General features: G+C 69.0%; 14 protein-coding genes and 3 pseudogenes. 9 read left to right on the top strand and 8 right to left on the bottom strand.

Annotated features, from left to right (window positions below):
- Positions 1 to 366 (bottom strand): annotated as a pseudogene (locus tag PV341_RS12270) (transposase family protein); the annotation flags it as partial.
- A gap of 103 nt (positions 367 to 469) precedes the next feature.
- Entirely contained in the window at positions 470 to 661 is a 192-nt protein-coding gene (locus PV341_RS12275; protein ID WP_500329799.1) for a hypothetical protein, read from the bottom strand.
- A 760-nt stretch (positions 662 to 1,421) separates the two neighbouring features.
- On the opposite strand from PV341_RS12275, the gene PV341_RS12280 reads away from it, so the two are divergent.
- Entirely contained in the window at positions 1,422 to 3,665 is a 2,244-nt protein-coding gene (locus tag PV341_RS12280) for a M4 family metallopeptidase (protein ID WP_500357718.1), read from the top strand.
- A gap of 149 nt (positions 3,666 to 3,814) precedes the next feature.
- A complete protein-coding gene (locus PV341_RS12285) occupies positions 3,815 to 6,247 on the top strand; it encodes a helicase-associated domain-containing protein (RefSeq protein WP_500357720.1) in 2,433 nt (810 codons plus the stop codon).
- 20 nt (positions 6,248 to 6,267) lie between these two features.
- Here the strand turns inward: PV341_RS12285 and PV341_RS12290 are convergent, their stop codons facing one another.
- Positions 6,268 to 6,702 (bottom strand): ribosomal maturation YjgA family protein, encoded by a 435-nt coding sequence (locus tag PV341_RS12290; protein ID WP_500357721.1) that lies wholly within the window; start codon positions 6,700 to 6,702, stop codon positions 6,268 to 6,270.
- 921 nt (positions 6,703 to 7,623) lie between these two features.
- On the opposite strand from PV341_RS12290, the pseudogene PV341_RS12295 reads away from it, so the two are divergent.
- A pseudogene (locus tag PV341_RS12295) lies at positions 7,624 to 7,976 on the top strand (AAA family ATPase); the annotation flags it as partial.
- A gap of 11 nt (positions 7,977 to 7,987) precedes the next feature.
- Here PV341_RS12295 and PV341_RS12300 read toward each other — a convergent pair.
- On the bottom strand, positions 7,988 to 8,851 hold the full coding sequence (locus PV341_RS12300) for an LLM class flavin-dependent oxidoreductase (protein WP_500357723.1): 864 nt from the start codon (positions 8,849 to 8,851) through the stop codon (positions 7,988 to 7,990).
- 410 nt (positions 8,852 to 9,261) lie between these two features.
- Between PV341_RS12300 and PV341_RS12305 the strand changes: the two genes are divergently transcribed.
- Both PV341_RS12305 and PV341_RS12310 read left to right on the top strand, forming a co-directional pair.
- The gene (locus PV341_RS12305; protein WP_500357725.1) at positions 9,262 to 9,666 is read left to right on the top strand and encodes a hypothetical protein; all 405 of its coding nucleotides are present in this window, start codon (positions 9,262 to 9,264) and stop codon (positions 9,664 to 9,666) included.
- Between the two features lie 106 nt (positions 9,667 to 9,772).
- Positions 9,773 to 10,120, top strand: coding sequence for a hypothetical protein (locus PV341_RS12310; protein ID WP_500329790.1), 348 nt, complete (start codon positions 9,773 to 9,775; stop codon positions 10,118 to 10,120).
- A gap of 284 nt (positions 10,121 to 10,404) precedes the next feature.
- Here the strand turns inward: PV341_RS12310 and PV341_RS12315 are convergent, their stop codons facing one another.
- Both PV341_RS12315 and PV341_RS12320 read right to left on the bottom strand, forming a co-directional pair.
- Complete coding sequence (locus tag PV341_RS12315; RefSeq protein ID WP_500329789.1) at positions 10,405 to 10,593, bottom strand: Imm53 family immunity protein; 189 nt, start codon at positions 10,591 to 10,593, stop codon at positions 10,405 to 10,407.
- Positions 10,594 to 10,658: 65 nt separating this feature from the next.
- On the bottom strand, positions 10,659 to 11,054 hold the full coding sequence (locus PV341_RS12320) for a hypothetical protein (RefSeq protein ID WP_500357726.1): 396 nt from the start codon (positions 11,052 to 11,054) through the stop codon (positions 10,659 to 10,661).
- A gap of 483 nt (positions 11,055 to 11,537) precedes the next feature.
- Here PV341_RS12320 and PV341_RS12325 point away from each other — a divergent pair, with 483 nt between their 5' ends.
- Positions 11,538 to 12,101, top strand: coding sequence for a hypothetical protein (locus tag PV341_RS12325; protein WP_500357728.1), 564 nt, complete (start codon positions 11,538 to 11,540; stop codon positions 12,099 to 12,101).
- 1,135 nt (positions 12,102 to 13,236) lie between these two features.
- Here the strand turns inward: PV341_RS12325 and PV341_RS12330 are convergent.
- Together PV341_RS12330 and PV341_RS12335 are read right to left on the bottom strand one after the other, a co-directional pair.
- Positions 13,237 to 13,569, bottom strand: coding sequence for a hypothetical protein (locus tag PV341_RS12330; protein ID WP_500329783.1), 333 nt, complete (start codon positions 13,567 to 13,569; stop codon positions 13,237 to 13,239).
- A 180-nt stretch (positions 13,570 to 13,749) separates the two neighbouring features.
- Positions 13,750 to 14,394 carry a putative DNA-mimic protein gene (locus tag PV341_RS12335; protein WP_500357729.1) on the bottom strand — a complete coding sequence of 215 codons (645 nt, stop codon included), beginning with the start codon at positions 14,392 to 14,394 and terminating at the stop codon, positions 13,750 to 13,752.
- A 399-nt stretch (positions 14,395 to 14,793) separates the two neighbouring features.
- On the opposite strand from PV341_RS12335, the pseudogene PV341_RS12340 reads away from it, so the two are divergent.
- From PV341_RS12340 to PV341_RS12350, 3 genes and pseudogenes are all read left to right on the top strand, one after another.
- Positions 14,794 to 15,030, top strand: a pseudogene (locus PV341_RS12340) (helix-turn-helix domain-containing protein); the annotation flags it as partial.
- Complete coding sequence (locus PV341_RS12345; RefSeq protein WP_500329843.1) at positions 15,008 to 15,178, top strand: hypothetical protein; 171 nt, start codon at positions 15,008 to 15,010, stop codon at positions 15,176 to 15,178. The pseudogene PV341_RS12340 and the gene PV341_RS12345, both read left to right, overlap by 23 nt.
- A gap of 267 nt (positions 15,179 to 15,445) precedes the next feature.
- Positions 15,446 to 16,333: an LLM class flavin-dependent oxidoreductase gene (locus tag PV341_RS12350; RefSeq protein ID WP_500357730.1), complete on the top strand. Its 888-nt coding sequence runs from the start codon at positions 15,446 to 15,448 to the stop codon at positions 16,331 to 16,333.
- Positions 16,334 to 16,350: the final 17 nt, after the last annotated feature.

Here is a 16,350-nt window from a genome sequence, read left to right on the forward strand (position 1 = left end):
TTCCCGGAGTAGAAGGGCCGGTCGGCTGCGATCCGGTCGATCGGCAGCAGCGTGCCGTCCAGGATCACGAATGCCTTGGTGGGAGGCGGTATTCATCGCTTCGGTGAGAGTGGGTGCGAGGGTTGCCAGGACGTCGATGGCCTCGGCGATGTACCGGTAGGCGGTGGTGGTGCCGACGCCGAACCCGGCGGCCAGCTGGGCGTAGGTATGGCCGGAACGCAGGTGCGCGAGAACCAGCAGGGCCTGGCGGCCCACGCTCACGCGACGCCAACGTGTTCCGCGTTCCTGGCGGCGGGCCCGCAGGAGAGCGGACAGGTAGCGCAGGGTCGAGGTGGACACATCGACGCCGGACGGGTCGACAAGCACGCGGAAGCTCCTGTGGACAGGGGATCTTGGTCGTGAACCCGTCTACCAGGAGCTTCTTCACGTCCAGACACCACCCCTCCAGCCCAACTACCCACGCACTCCATCAGGTTGGAAAAGGCTCAGTGACGATGTGGATCGTCCGACCGCCGTGGAGCGGGTACGCGAGACCCGGCCGGCCCGGCCGTCCGGCGGTGGGCATGACGCGGAGCGTGTGGGCGGGGAAGACGATGTCCACGACCGCGCGCAGGTAGAACGGCCACTGCGTCGGCCGGGCGGGACGAGGTGCGACGGGCACAAGGGTCTCCTCTGAAAGGGACCCCCTTACCTGCCGGGCAGGGAGATCTGCGGGCCGCGGGCGCGGCGGGATCAAGCAGGCCAAGTGCCGTGCACCTGACCGGCAGTGATGCTCGCACAGCGCCCGGCGCGACGTCCAGAGCGCGCGGCGGGGGTGTCGCGCCGAGTGTGCGGCAGGGTCGTCCGGCGGCCAAATTGGCCGGAAACCGTCCCGTCCTCACGTGGCGCGAGGTGACGTGCCCACGATGCGGGCCCAGGCGTCGGCGCGGCGGTGCGAGGCAACCGGCTCCGGGGGCTTGCCCTTGCGGCCGGGGACCGCCACCGGTCCGGAGGGGTGCGAGTGGGCAGCTGTCGGTGTCCGGCTGACCTGCGACGGCGGGAGCTTCGTGCACCGACGGTGCCTTCGCGGGGCGGGCCCCGCGGCAGGCGGCAGTCGACGTCCGGAGCGGGCTGCCGAGCAGCGCCGAGTACCTCCCGCGAGGTCGAACAGACCAGATGGGCCGCCGCTTTGTGACACCCCAGCGAGCCTCTCTCCGGAATCCGGACAATGATCTCCGCACTCGTGACAGGGGGACCGGCCGCTGCAAGCATCTGGGGCTGTGTTCGGGCCACTTCAGGGGGCGAGGGCGGCTCCGACGCAGCCACGTCCTCACCCGCCCCCGCATCGCCCCCACTCACAAGGAGTCCCAGGAGTGACGAGCACCTTCCGCGCCACCCGGTCCACGCCATCCGCAGCCCGGTCGTCAGGGCGCAGACGCGCCGTGGCGACCGCGACCGTCACCATGGCCACGCTCATCGCGTCCGTCCTGCCCCTCGCCTCGGCGGGCGCGCAGGAGAGCCCGCAGGGGACCGCGGCGTCCTCCGTGCCCGGAGCGCGGACGGTCCCGCTCACCGCTGCGCAGCGCGGGCAGATGCTCAAGGCCGCCGCCGCGACGAGCGCCGGTACGGCCGAGTCGCTGAAGCTGGGCGACGAGGAGCAGCTGATACCGAGGGACGTCGTCAAGGACGCCGACGGCACCGTCCACACGCGGTACGAGCGGACTTTCGCCGGTCTCCCCGTCCTCGGCGGCGACCTGGTGGTGCACGAGCGGGCCGGCGCCCGGACGGTCACCAAGGCGTCCGGCGCGAAGCTCACGGTGCCGACAACCAAGCCGGCGCTCGCGGCGGCCAAGGCGCGGAAAGTGGCCCTGGACATCGCCGGCCGGGAGGAGACCCGCAAGGCCGCGGTGGACCGCGCGCCGCGCCTGGTGGTCTGGGCGTCGACCGGCGCACCGACCCTGGCCTGGGAGTCCGTCGTCACCGGCGTCCAGAAGGACGGCACCCCCAGCCGGCTCCAGGTGGTGACCGACGCGAAGACCGGCAAGCAGCTCGCGAGCGTCGAGCAGGTCCACGCGGGTACGGGTACCGGCCAGCACAACGGCAGCGTGCAGATCGGCTCCGTCCGCAACGGTGACGTCTTCGAGCTGGTGGACGCCGCACGCGGCAACCACGAGACGTACGACTACGACACCCGGCAGGTCATGACGGACGACGACGACGTCTGGGGCGACGGCACGCCGGCCGACCTCCAGACGGCCGCCGTGGACGCCGCCTACGGCGCCCAGCAGACCTGGGACTTCTTCCACTCCCGCTACGGCCGCGAGGGCATCGCGGACGACGGCGTCGGAGCGCGCTCCTACGTCCACGTCGGCGACGGGTACGTCAACGCGTACTGGGACGAAGAGTGCTTCTGCATGAACTACGGTGACGGCGAGGACAACCAGCGGCCGCTGACGGCCCTGGACATCGCCGGCCACGAGATGACGCACGGCATCACCTCGGCCACCGCGGACCTGATCTACAGCGGAGAGTCCGGCGGGCTGAACGAGGCCACCAGCGACATCATGGGCACCGCGGTGGAGTTCTTCACCAACAGCCGCAAGGACGTGCCGGACTACCTGATCGCCGAGAAGGTCGACGTCTACGGCACCGGCGTACCGCTGCGCTACATGGACCAGCCGTCCAAGGACGACGTGGGCTACGGCGGGTCGCAGGACTACTGGACCACCGGCACCAAGTACCTGGACCCGCACCAGAGCTCGGGCCCTGCGAACCACTTCTTCTACCTGCTCTCCGAGGGCAGCGGCAAGAAGACGATCAACGGCGTTAGCTACGACAGCCCGACCTTCGACGGCAAGGCGGTCTCCGGCATCGGCCGCGAGTCGGCCACCGACATCTGGTACCGCGCCTTGACCGTCTACATGACCAGCACCACGGACTTCGCCGGTGCGCGCACTGCCACGCTCCAGGCCGCCGCCGACCTCTACGGGATGGGCAGCAAGAAGTACGAGGCGGTTGGCAACGCCTGGGCCGCGGTCAAGGTCGGGTACCGCTTCGTCGACCACCTCGCGATCGACAGCACCAACCCGCGGGGGACGGCGACCGGCCAGCAGGTCACCTGGCAGATCCAGGCACAGAGCTCCCGCCCCGGCCCCCTCACCTACTCCGCCAAGGGCCTCCCTCGCGGCATGTCCATCAACGCCAGGACCGGCCTTGTCTCCGGGACTCCGGTGAAGGGCGGCGAGTACCGGCCCGCGATCACCGTCAAGGACGCGGCGGGCAACTGCCGCACGGTGGGCTACCAGTGGACCGTCCTGGCCTCCGGCGGCGACGTCTTCGTCAACCCGAACCGGTACGACATCCCCAACTGGGCGGTGATCGAGAGCCCGGTCACCGTCAGCGGCCGCAACGGCAACGCCCCGGCCGACCTCAAGGTGACCGTCGACCTCTACGCCGTCCACGTCGGCTTCTACGTCATCGACCTGGTCAGCGAGGACGGCCGGGTGATCCCGGTCAAGGGCTGGTCGCAGGGCCCCGTCGCGATCCCCGAACTGCACAAGACGTTCACCGTCGACGCCTCCACCGTCCCGGCCAACGGCACCTGGAAGCTCCGGGTCAGGGACAACACCCCCGGCAACTTCATCGTCCTTCCCGGCTACCTCGACACCTGGAGCCTGGGCTTCTGACCAGCCTCCTTGCGGGGCGCGGCCCCACGGCACGGCGGCATGCCGTGTCGTGAGGCCGCACCTTGCTCCCGCCGGTACGGCGCCTCCGAGGCGAAGTGCATCGCGAGAGGGGTGCCATCGGGGGACTCGGACTGTTCTAGGCTCAGGGGGTGCATGCACGTACTGCCCTGGAACAGTGGCTCGCCGGGCTCTCCGCCGAGCCCCTGACCGCCCTGCTGGAAGAGCGCGAACTGCCGCGTGCCGCGGGCTATGCGCCGGTCACCACGTTCCGGCAACTGGCGGAGCACCTCCTCACCGACGACTCCGTGGAGCGCGCCGTCGCTGCGGGGACAGGGGGCGAGGCGCAGTTGCTGGCGTGCGTGGCGGCCCGGGCCCTGGAGACGTACGGGCCGGTGCCCGCGGCCGAGCAGCACGCGTACGGCTGGCGCCCGGCGCCGCCGCCGGTGGACCCCTACACCCGGCTGGTGCCCGAGGCGGACGTGCTGGACTGGCTGGAGCAGGGCGGCACGCCACGTGAGAGGACGGCGGAAGCGCTGCAACGGCTGCGGGAGCGGGCGCTGGTGCTCCCCGCGCCGCGCGGCCGGCTGGCGCTGCCGTCGTTGCTGCACACGTCGGCGGCCCGGATGGACGGCTACGGCAGGCCGGCCGACCTGCTGTTCACACAGGCGTACAACGCGCCGGAGATCAAACGGATCGCCGCCGCCCTCGGGATCGAGCAGCGCACCCGCGCGGACGCACAGGCGGCGGTCGGCGCACTGCTGGCGGACCCCGGCCGGGTGCGGGAGCTGGTGGCCACCGCCCCGGCGGCGGCTCACGAACTGCTCGACCACATGCTGCAGGGACCCCCGCTCCTGCGCACGCACTGCTTCGTGTCCCGGTACGGCGACTACGCGGGACCCGACCGCAAGTACACGTTCCGGGAGGGCGGCAGCGGGGACGAGGGCACCGACTGGCTCGCCGAACACGGCATGGTGGTGCCGGTCGGGCCGGATCTGGTGGAACTGCCGTACGAGGTCGGTCACGCACTGCGCGGGGATCAGCCCGCGCCCACGCCGAGCCTGGACCCGGAACCGCTGACGTGCGTCACCCGGCTGCCCCCGGACTGGGCGGCCCAGGGCGCGGTGGCGGCGGGAGCCGCCGCATGGCGGGCGGAACTGGTGCTGCGGGAACTGGCCGCGCGACCGGTGGCGGTGCGCAAGGCCGGCGGGATCGCGGTGCGCGACACCAGGAGACTGGCCAAGGCGGCCGGGACGAGCGAGGCACACACCCGGCTGTGGCTGGACCTGGCGGTGAACGCGGGCCTTGCCGCTCCTCAGGCCGAGAAGGCGGAACCCGCCCCTCGCGGCCGGGGGCGCCGACGTCCCGCCACTCCGCCGCAACCGGCGCGGCTGCTGCCCAGCGAGCGCTACGACGCCTGGGCCGCGGCCACGCCCGCCGGGAAGCTGCTGCCGTTGACGGCCGCCTGGGCCGTGGTCCCGGAGGTGTTCACGTACTGGCCGGACGAGGGCGAGACCCCGGTCGCGCTGATCAGCCCCCAGGACCCGTACGCGGCGCCACTGCGGCACGGCGTGCTCCAGGCGCTGGCCACGTTGCCGGACGGGTACGGGCTGACCGCCGGGGGAGAGGGACGCGACGAACTACTGGAGTGCGCCGTCTGGTTCCGGCCGGTGCTGATCGCGCCCTACGAGGACGAGGACCTGGAAGGGCGCCTCGAGGCCACGTTGGCGGAGGCGGAGCTGCTCGGCCTGGTGACCCACGGCGCGCTCACCGAAGTCGGCCGCGCGGTCGCCGGCCTCCTGGGCGCCGGGGCCGCCCGCCACTACCCGGCTGTGCCCGGCGCGGACGCCGACCCGGCGGCCGAGGGTGCCGACCGGCTGGGGGAGGGCCTGGCCGAGCGCCCGGCCCTGGCCAAGGCGGTGGCGGCGCTGCGCGAGGCCCTGCGCTCGCTGCTGCCGCCGCCGAGCACCACGGCCCGGTTCCAGGCCGACTCCACGGCCACCGTCACCGGCACCCCCGCGCCCGATCTGGCGGCGCTGCTGTCGGCGGTCGGCGACATCGAGTCCGAGGGGCACGCCGTGGTCTGGCGCATCACACCCGCCTCCCTGCGCCGGGCCTTCGACGCGGGATGGGACGCCGACGGCATCCTCGAACGCCTCACCGCCGTATGCCGGCCGGGAACGGAACTGCCGCAACCGCTGACGTACACGGTCAAGGACGTCGCCCGCAGCCATGGGCGGCTGCGGGTGGTGCGTTCGGCGTGCTGCATCCGCTCCGACGACACGACGCTGATCGCGGAGGTCGCGCAGACGCGCGGCCTCGCCAAGCTGGGCCTGCGACGGATCGCGCCGACGGTGCTGATCTCCACGGCGCCCCCGGACGAGACCCTCGCCGCCCTGCGCACGGCGGGCTACGCCCCGGCCCTGGAGGCGGAGACGGGCACGACGGTCCTGGAACGCGTACCCGAGGAGCGGTCCCGCTCCCTGGTCCCCACCCTCGACCAGGCACACCCGCAGTACGGGGAGCCCGTCCGCGGAGTGCCCTCCTCCGCCCGGGAGATGGCGCTACGGCTCGCCGCGCGCTGAACCGGGGTGGTGGGATTAGGTCAGCGGTGCCCCGTACGCCGGCGTGCCAGGAAGGAGCACACCGCGGTGTGGATGAGCCAGCCCGCCGCCGCGCCGAAGGCGTACCAGAGCAGGTCCGGCGGATTGAAGGTGGAGCCGAGCACGAGACGGGCGACGAGGCTGCGTTGGGCGAGCTCCGCGGGCACGTCGCTGAGCTGCAGGAACTCGATCACCCAACTGGCGGCCAGGGCGCTTCCGGCCGCCGTCAGGGGCCTCACCCGGGGCGCCACCAGAACGGCGAGGGTGACGAGCAGGACGGTGTAGAGCGCGTCTCCGCCGTACTTGGCCACGCTCCCCTCCGCCACGGCCCGGAGCCCCAGCCCTGCACCGACGGTGATCACCGCGGCCGCGGCTGCCGTCAGACGGGTCCGGACCGGGTCTGCGGCACGGCGGTGGGGTCCGGATTCGGGGGTCACCGGGTCATTCTGCCGGACGTCCAACAGAGGTCCAACGGAGGTCCGACGGACGCCCGTCGGGCGCAGCGGGCGTGGCCGCTGCGCCGACTCGTGCTTTCCGGCGCCTACCGGTCCTTCGGTGAGATGAAGGAACGGACGAGCCGGCGGATCAGCTCCGCCGCTATCAGGGCCGGCAGTGTCGGTGCCGCGAAGTGGACGTCGATCCGGATACGCGAGGCGAACGCGATTCCCAGGACCAATGCGACCAGGACGACAACGACCGCTGTGGGTATACGGATACCGCGACTTCTCTGTTGGGGTTCTTCGGTGGACGAATGATCTGTGTGCGTGTCATGCGGCACGCCGGGGGACCTCCCATGCTCGTTGCCACTCGCTCGGCCCCGGGGATGTCACCGTGGGTTGCAGCCCGGCGGTGAGGGGCCTCCATGGGCAGAGTGGAGCCCACGCCGGGGATCGGTCCACCCGGTATCCTGAATTGATTTCGCGTGTGACGGCAGCGTGGGCGAAATCCGGACAACCACGCCTCGCGGCTTTCCGTGCGGTCGGCCCGTACTGCCAGGTCAAGGCTCCGGCCGGCTGTAGGATGAGCATTTTGCGGCCATTCTTGGAACCGTATCGCACCGCAAAGGTATTGCCTTTGCTTTGCCGACCTGCTGCCATTGTCCTTGAGACCACGACGAAATCCGGTTCACCGGATCTTATCCCGTGAGGCACCCGGGCCGGGTGTCCCTGGGGTATAGGTGGTCTGTTTGGCTGACCCCGGCCGTTGCCACTCGCACCAGGGGACAGGGCCGGGTTCTGTTGCAGCGGAGTCGGCCCGATCGTGCCGACGCCGCGCACGCGTCGAGCAGCGTGCGCGCGCCGGTGGCCTCAAGCCCCATTCCTGCGCGGCGCGGCCTCCTGAACTCCGCCATGGCCGCGCCGGTACGGGCGGCCCTGGCCCGCCGGGCGGTGGTCGTCGGCGCGGCGTCGACCGGCACCACCACCATGGCCCGCGCCCTGGCCGAGCGCTACCGGGCGCGCGGAGGGGCGTGGGAGGCGACGCGATGGGTGCCCGAGTGCGGGCGCACGTACAGCGAGGAGAAGTACGCGCGCCCGCTGACGATCCGCCCCGACGCCACATTCGACGAAGTCACCTGGCCGACGACGCCGGCGTGCCCTTCGAGGACGACGGGCTGCGCGACGGGGAGCACCTGCGCTCCGGGATGACCGGCCGCTTCCGCGCCGAACTCACCTGTCACGGCCTGCCGCACGTGGTGCTCACCGGCGCACCCCGAACGGCTGATTAGACCACCGGCGGCCCCGCCTCAATGCGGCGCAGCACCGAGGGCAGACGATCCAGGTCGGGGCCGGTCTGGACCTGTCGCTCGTCCCACCAGGTGGCGCCCGCGTCGTGCAGCGGACCGATCACGTCCTTGGCCCTGGCCGCGTCCGGGGGCGTGGCACCGCCGAGCACGAATTCGAAGGGGTGTTCGTCCCCGGCCGTACGCTGCTTGCGCACGTAGCCGACCAGCTCCCGTACCTCCGCCGCATCCGGCACATGGCCATGCCGGGCAGTCTCGAACAGCGGCACCGCGCCGTCCCACCGCGCTGCCCGCCGCATGGGCGGGCGACGCGGCCAGAACCCGCCGATCCACACCGGCGGACCGGGCCGCTGCACGGTGGCGGGCAGCAGGGTGACGTCCCGGACTTCATAGTGCCGGCCGTGGTGGGTTACCGGCTCGCCGGACCAGAGGCGCCTCAACAGCTCCAGTCCCTCGTCCAGCCGCTCGGCGAGGAGATGTGGCTCGGCGGCGTCGCCGAAACTGCGGTATTCGTCCTCGATGGGACCGCCCAGACCCGCGGCGAAGATCACCCGGCCGCCGCTGAGGTGCTCCAGGGTGGCCACTTGGCGGGCAAGTTGCTGCGGACGGTAACGGGGGACCGGCGTCAACAGGGTGCCCAGCCGGATCCGGGAGGTCGCCAACGCGGCCGCGGTCAGCAGCATCCAAGGGTCCCCGAAGGGACGCCCCTGGTGCTGCCGGTGCAGTACGTGGTCCCAGACGAAGAGACCGTCCCAGCCGGCCTGTTCGGCGGCAGCCGCCACGGTCGCGACGTTACGGGGGTCGGCGAAGTCACCGAAGTTGGGGATGTTGATCGAGAAACGCATGCCAGCAGGATGCGCAGCCGGCCGCGACGGGGCAATCGGATTCCGATCCAGGCGGCTTCTCGGCAGGCCGCCGGCGGACGCAGGACCACGCCGCTCCATCGGGAGACAGCAGATACGCATCCTGGCCAAGGCGCGCCGATCGTGCCCAAGTGATCGGCGGATGTGCCCGAGCGCTAACAAGGCGCCCCGCTCGTTCGCCCGCAGTAGGAGACTGGCCTGCACAGTCGCGTGGTCTGACGGAGCCTTGCTTGCCGACTCCGACACGCATTCGACAAGCTGTCTCGGGCCTGGAACGGCGCTCAGTGGGTCTGCCAAGTGCGCCTTTTGGGCGGTGAGCCGGCGTTGGCTCGCCTCCTGCCGGGCCCTGTCGGCCCGTTACGATCGCGGCTCACCGCAGATGAGGAGGTGCCGTGAACGGAGAGCACGCCGCCGAGCAGGGCGAGGTCACGCTCGAGCTATACGCGCGCGCAGCCCGTGGTTGCACGGCCGCCCTCGTATTCGCCATTGCCGTGCTCGTGGTGTTGTTCAGCTTCCTGGGGACCATCGAGATGGAGTCGTTTCCCGGGCTGCGGGACAACCTGGCGCCGCTGGCCGTGTACGTGCTGGGGTTCGCAGCCTTGGTGGCCGTCGGCAGACTGGCGCTCTCCGGATGGCGGTCCTACGGCGGACGGGCTGCTGTCGCCTGCCTCGGCGTCCTCATGGCACTGCGGATGTGGACGCTCGCGCCCATGCTGCACTGCTGGTCGTACGACAGCGTGGGGCGCAATGACGACGGCTCGTACAACTGCGTGAACCGGGGTGACATGCTTCCCTGAAGCCTCAGAACGCCCGAGGGACTATCGCTCTGGTCAGCTGCGGACTCCAGGTGTCACTGCCGGTCAACGCCCAGGCTTCCGGACTCGTAGCGGTTGACCTCGACTCTTGCCATGCGTTGGGGCTGAAGAGGAGGAGTACGACGCGCCCGAACTCCTCGTCGGCTGGGGGCTGACTACGGAGGCCGACCTGCTGTGCTGGCGCGCGGACACACCGGACCCCAACGAGTGGACCACGGTAATCTGGCACCGGCAGTGGGCAGCCCCCGGGTGCTGGGCCGCCTTCGACTTCGGGATGGTCGATCTTCTCTGCCGCTACGCAGCCCGCGACCTGCCCGAGCACTGGACCTTCGAACTCCCCTATACAGGGGCACGGTTCCTCCACGGTCGCGACGCCAGCCGGTTCATGGACCTGGGCATCGATCCCTGGGATGCCGAAGCCCCTGTGGAGTCATAGCGGGACCGTGCGTCGGCTGAGGCGCTTGACGTCGTCGCCGACATCTGCCTTGTAAGTTCGATTCGCCCGTTGTGCCTGCTCTAGTCAGCGGCAACCGGCGAGGTGTGTCGCCTCCATCACGGAGTGTCGGGATGCATAGTCATCTGCCGCCGTTGATGTCAGGCTTGGATGTCAGTGGTCAGCGCCCAGTCCCGGAACAGGGTTAGAACCTCCGCGAGGTTCTCCGGTCCGCAGGCAGCCTGGAATGCGTGCTGTGAGAGCGCCATGTCTCAACCCAAACATCGTCACTGCGCGCGATGCTCTGTTTCGAGTAGCTGCGGCCTTCGAGGACCTTCCCACTGATCTCGATCCGGACAGTCCACCCTAGGTTCGAGCGTTTCGATCTTGATTCCCCACTGGTGTTCCCAATCCCCATCACAGTGGGCGAAGTAGCACTCTTGGAGCCAAGTAAGGATGTCTGCCGATTCGCTCACATGCCAAGGCTACGGGCTGTCCCGTACTGATCAGGGGTTCGCCTTCCCACGCGAGGAGTGGCCGGTCAGCCGACCGGACTTGCGTCGCGTGGGAGCTTTTTAATGCACGCGTCCTCGTCCGCCGTCAGGGTGATCGCGCCGTCGTTATGGAGGTTCAGGTAGCCCACGACGATGGTCCAGCCGCGCTGTTTGAGGACCACGATGGCCTCGTAGGTCACCCCGGTGATGTACTTGCGCTTCTCCGGCTTCCGGGCCTGCCGCCAGCCGCGTTCGCGCAGCTCACGCACCACCGCCTCCCAGCGGGGGACGTCGAGCGGGGTGCTCTTGGTACCGAGGCCCTTAAAACCGATGCCGCACACTTGTAGCGTGCCCGCCTCGGCGTCCTCGTACATGCCGGCGTATTCCGGTACGTTCGCCGGAAGGCCGGCGTCCGCCGCCGAGGTGTCGAGGTCCGCCCGCACGACCTCCTTCGTGAGCGGTCCGGTGCTCGCAGGTCGAGGCTGAGGCGACGCCGTCACAGGGGCCGCGGACACCCCGGTGTCGGCGTCGCTGGTGCCGCAACCCGCGGCTCCGAGCGCCATGACCGCTACCGCCACGGCGGCCCACATCATCCTGCGCACAGCCATACCCTCCCAGGTCGGGGGCTGCGCGCCCCCGTGATCAAGGGAGGAGTATGCCACGCGGTTTTGACAGAGCGACACGATTATGTGGCAGATCAATTGCGGGACAAGCCTTACCCGGGGTAATCGGAGCCTTGAGCTTGGGAATCACCAGTCTCGGGGACCCCGATCCGTCTCTGACCTGCCCAAAGAAGCCGCCGATAGCGTCGCTTGGGGGCTCGTCGGGGCCTTGATTGACCGCAGTTGACCGCCCGGCCGGGCACGCTTCGGGCACGGTCGGGGCCCAAATCTTCGCTTACGAACCTCGCCTGGCACACTGCCTGGGTGTCCAACTCGTACGCTGCCCCGATTCTTCGGACCGGAGACCTTGCTGAAGCGCTCCGTGTGGTCCACGACCTCCTTGAGCTCGCTGATACCGGCGGGATGACGGTGGACTTCGAAGCCATTGCTCACTCAGCTGAGGACCTGGCGAGCATCCTTAACGTTGCGCCCGGTGCAGAGTGGTACGCGTATGGAATTGGCCGGGCGGTCCGCTCAGGCAAGGGCGAATTGGTGGCAGCCGACCACTTGCCGGTGTACCTCACCGACTGGTGCCGGTCGACGAGCGAAGTAGAAGTCTTGCTGGACGCGTCAGGCAGAGCGCCGGCCATCGCGCGTTGGGACTTCTCGGCATGGCCGGCGGCACCTGAGGTAGGTCTGGGCCGGTGCGGGGACCGCGGGGCATACGTGACTTTGACCGTCAACGCCCATGACCTGTACTTGGACGAGCCTGGCGTCCTGCACACGGTGTTCGTGCACGTCAAAAAGTTCGAGGCGGAGCGCGCGCGGTGGCTGGCGAGGCAGGTTGGCCAGCGGATGATCGGCCCGCTGATCATGGCGCCTGTCTGACTGTTCCTCCTTGAGCGGCCTACTGGATGCACCCAGCGGACGATGTAGTCAATGTCGAGCAGCAGACGCGGCAGTGCGTCATCGGAGGCCCCTGGCTGCACGCACATACCGTGGATGGTGACGTCGTGCCACCCCATCTCGTCGAAGTCGGCGTCGGTCCAGATGTTCTTCGTCAGACCGGATTCCGGGTGAGTGCCTAGCTCATGCATTGCGGCATCGAATCAGAGCCGGCGAGCGCGAACGCCAGGCAGATTCCAGCGATAGCACTCTGACAGCAGCAGCCTGGGCTTGGACGCCCGAGGCGCTGAGGGCCCCGACCGGGCCCAGGCCGCGAAAACGCCCCCGATCGGCGCGATAAGCGCAGGTCGGGGCGTGATCTCGATCCTTACTTCTTCTTGCCCTGGGTCTTGCGACCGATCACGCTGACCTGCATTTCCACAGGTCACGGGCCTATGCCACAGTCCCGGAGTGGTCGTCATTGGTCATCATTGGGTGCCACCGGTTGTCCTCGCACGGCCCAGAGACGGCCCAGAGATGGTGCTCGACGCGCGGGCGACATCCGCTCTAGGAGTTCGATCGCGGTCTCATTCCGCCTGCAGAAACCCGCAGTCATCAGCGACATCAGGTCGTCCGGCATCCGGTGCGATCCGTCGCCGTACGGATACGTTGATGTCGCCCGTCGATGTCAGCCCTTGCCATCGTGCTCGCGCTCCCGCGCTCGCCGGCGCTTGGGCAGAGGGTGTATACGCTCCCAGAGCGCAAGGGCCGCGAGGATCAATCCCAGCAGCAGGACGACGGCAGACAAGATCCTCCACAGTCCGTGTCCAGTCATCGAGTTCCGGGCAAACCATGCCAGGCTGAGAAGCCACATGAGCGCGCCGCCGACTCTGCGCAAGCCCGAATGCATCGGTCGATCTCTTCTCACTCGGAACTGCGGAGCCTGTCAGCTCGGGGAGCATACTCCTGCGGAGCGACGTCGCCGTCAGACGGCCCTTGGGAAGCTGGCCTCTTCGTCCCGAAGCAATGGGCGCGCCTGCGTGACCTGCGGCCGGACCACCAGCGACCTGCGTGAACTGTCCGCGAGCGTCCGTGGTTGTGCGCCCCAGTACGGGGCCGTTGTAGCGCAGTTAGACACTCAGCTGTGGCGCGCTTCCCGTTCGGACAGGAACTTGTCGAGCAGTTCGAAGAGCACCTGGAGGACGTGGTCTTCCTGTTCCGTTGTGACCTCCCACCCGCCCTTCCATCCCGGGAAGGCGATCTGCCAGATCTGGGCTTCCCATATCAGATTGCTTCCGACCTGATAGTGCGACGCTAGCCATTCGCGCCATCCGTCCAAGCCACGCCCGCCATGCCGACGCGCGGCCTGGTCGTAGCCCACGATGAAGGCCATCACCGAGTGCACGGACTTCGGCGAAACGAACATGCCTGGTCGCCTCGCGAGGTGGCCGAAGTACTCACGCTCGCTCATGTCTGTCGGCTTAGTCACACGGAGATTATGGTCCCCAGTTTGGAAGACTGAGGCTGCGGACCCTGCCTCACCTGGGCGGACGCTGAGCTGCGGCAACGCTGCCGCGTCACCGCTGTTTCCCGTGGCTCCCCGTTCGGCACTGCCTCACCTGGCACGGCTATGGCACGCCCGATCCCCGGCTCAGACAAAGGCGATGGCGGCTCCGGTCGCGATCGAGAGTTTCGCGGCCTGGAGAAGTTGCAGGCAGACATACGATTCGACGCCGTAACGTTGCCATCCCTCGGTGGCCGGCTCTTCGGCATCGGCGACTTCGAAGACCTCTTCGGAGTGCGGATCGAGGTCTTCAGGAAGACCGAGGGCTTCAGCGAGCCGACGGGTTTCCGCCAGCAGTCGCACCGAGGAGCCGAGGTAGCCGCCCGGCGCCTTCTTGTCGACGATGACGTGGGAGAAGTCGACGGGGACGTAGTAGCCCTCGCAGTCCGAATGATGGATCAGATGGTCGAACGGTCCAGGAGGATCACCTGGGAGGGCCTCATAGAACTTGTTCAGGAGCGGGTCGTCACTCGCACGCTGGGCTTGATCCAACGGCTCGGGAAGACATCCGGCCGCCGCAAGATGGACGGCAAGACGACGAACGGTGTGCAAGCCCGAGTAGCCCCACATCTCGAACTCTGCGTCCTCTGCCACAACCGGATCAGGCTCGGTCCACTGTCGCGTCCCCGAACGCTCCAGTAGCTCGCCGATTACAGCAAAGTCAGCGCGGACCATCTCGGCGTAGTCGTCCTCGGCATCAACGAGCACACCGACCATAATGTTCAAACCCATGGCTCGATCTTGCCAGTGGCGATCGGACGACCGCACCCGGCTTTGCTGCCCCCCAGGACGGCTACCTCCCAGTCGGGACGCAGGGCTGACGCGCGGAGACCAGCGGGCAGGCAGGAGCCAGCCCGATCCGCGGCCAGCGTAAGGCCCCCCTGGCCATGCTCGGAGGCAGGAGCGTGGGCGCGGCCGGACGCGGGCCGCGCGCCCGGCGGAGCGTGAGCGACGCCGGGTGTCTTGATGAAGTAGAGAAACTCTTACCGCGCTAGGGTCTGTCTTGAGTGTCCTGTCTCGGTTGATAGTTGACAGTGTGGCTTCACCTGATGCTTGACACCGCTTGCCTCGGCTTTGCTGTACGCGTCTGATTCGGCGCGGCGCGGGAGGGCCGGGGCCGTGCTGGTGGAGTTGAGCGTGGTCGAGCAGCGGTATCACGCGGTCATGGAAGTGGCCGCCGGCGCCCCGGTGGTCGAGGTCGCGGCACGTTACGGGGTCTTCCGGCAGTCCGTGCATGCCTGGGTGCGCAAGTACGAGCAGACCGGCCTTTCAGGGTTGGCGGACCGTTCGCACCGCCCGGCGTCGTGTCCGCACCGGATCCCGTCCGCGGTGGAAGCGCTGGTGTGTGACCTGCGGCGGGCGCATCCGGGCCCGCCAGGTCGTCACCGCCCACCTCGACGACACCGTCATCCAGGTCTTCCACGGCAACGACCTGATCACCACCGTCCCCCGCACCACCACCAAGGGAGTAGTCGTCCGCAAATCCGGGGAGTGCAACAAACGAAAAATCATCTAGCCCAAACGTCAAGCATCACCCGACGCCAAAACGTCCAGCATCAACCGAGACCCGACAAGGGTCTGTCTTGAGTTGTGATCGAGTCCCGGTGGTGGGACCCCGGTCCGGAACGACGTTGGTGTGACGCATGCGCACCACCAACGCCCTACGACCTGCAGCGACGCATTGCTGAACGAGACAGCCCTGCGTGACAAGCCGGTTCGGTCACGCCGACTTTCCCTGCGCGGCCCAGGCCTCGCTCTTGCGAACCTGGTTGACTGTCCACCCATGAGGATTGGTGTGACGCTGCCGATGTCCAAGTCGGACGGACAGGGTCGGATGCCAGGCTGGCCGGACGTGTGCGCGCTGGCCCTGCACGCAGAATCCGCGGGGCTGGATTCAGTGTGGATCTGTGACCATCTCGTGAGCGAGCCGCCAGGTAACCCGCCAGAAGGCGTGTTGGAGGCATGGACCATCCTGTCCGCGTTGGCCGCGTCCACCCGGCGGGTGACGGTGGGCACGCTGGTGACCTGCAGTTCGTTTCGGCATCCGGCGCTGCTGGCGAAGATGGCAGCAACGGTCGACGGGATCAGCGGTGGACGCCTTGTGCTGGGGCTCGGCGCCGGATTCCCTGGCCTGGAGTACGAGGCGTACGGCTTCCCGAACGATCACCGTCTCGCGCGCTTCGAGGAGACCTTGGAGATCGTCGGTGGGCTGCTGCGTGGCGCCGTCGTCACCACGCCCGGTCAGTTCTACCGGTTGCGGAACGCGTTGCTGATGCCATCGCCCGACCGACGAATTCCACTGCTTGTCGCCGGAGACGGCCCACGCCTGCTGCGGTTGACCGCACGTCACGCCCAGGCCTGGAACACCGCCTGGCATGGCGCGCCCGACGACCGGCTGCGTGCACGGCTTGCCGCGATGGAGAGGGCGCTGGCCGACGAGGACCGGGAAGTGGGCTCGCTACACGTAACGGTGGGCGTGTCCGTAGCGGATCCCGACCACCCGGGAGTGGACGACAACGACAGCGCGTTCGCCGGCACACCCGACGATCTGGCCCGCATCATCGATGAATACGCCCTGCTCGGCGTCGATGAGCTGATCATCGAACTGACGCCCAAGACCGGGCGATCAGTGGACCGGTTGGTCCGTGCGCTCACCCTGCGGACAAGCTGAGATGTCGCCACCGGCGT

This window comes from Streptomyces sp. PA03-1a, from assembly GCF_033792805.1.
Classification (GTDB): Bacteria; Actinomycetota; Actinomycetes; order Streptomycetales; family Streptomycetaceae; genus Actinacidiphila.

Bases quoted from the DNA above. Each gene is read 5' to 3' on its own strand.
- PV341_RS12300 (WP_500357723.1), bottom strand. From the start codon at position 8,851: ATGCGTTTCTCGATCAACATCCCCAACTTCGGTGACTTCGCCGACCCC.
- PV341_RS12335 (WP_500357729.1), bottom strand. From the start codon at position 14,394: ATGGGTTTGAACATTATGGTCGGTGTGCTCGTTGATGCCGAGGACGAC.
- PV341_RS12330 (WP_500329783.1), bottom strand. From the start codon at position 13,569: ATGAGCGAGCGTGAGTACTTCGGCCACCTCGCGAGGCGACCAGGCATG.
- PV341_RS12350 (WP_500357730.1), top strand. From the start codon at position 15,446: ATGAGGATTGGTGTGACGCTGCCGATGTCCAAGTCGGACGGACAGGGT.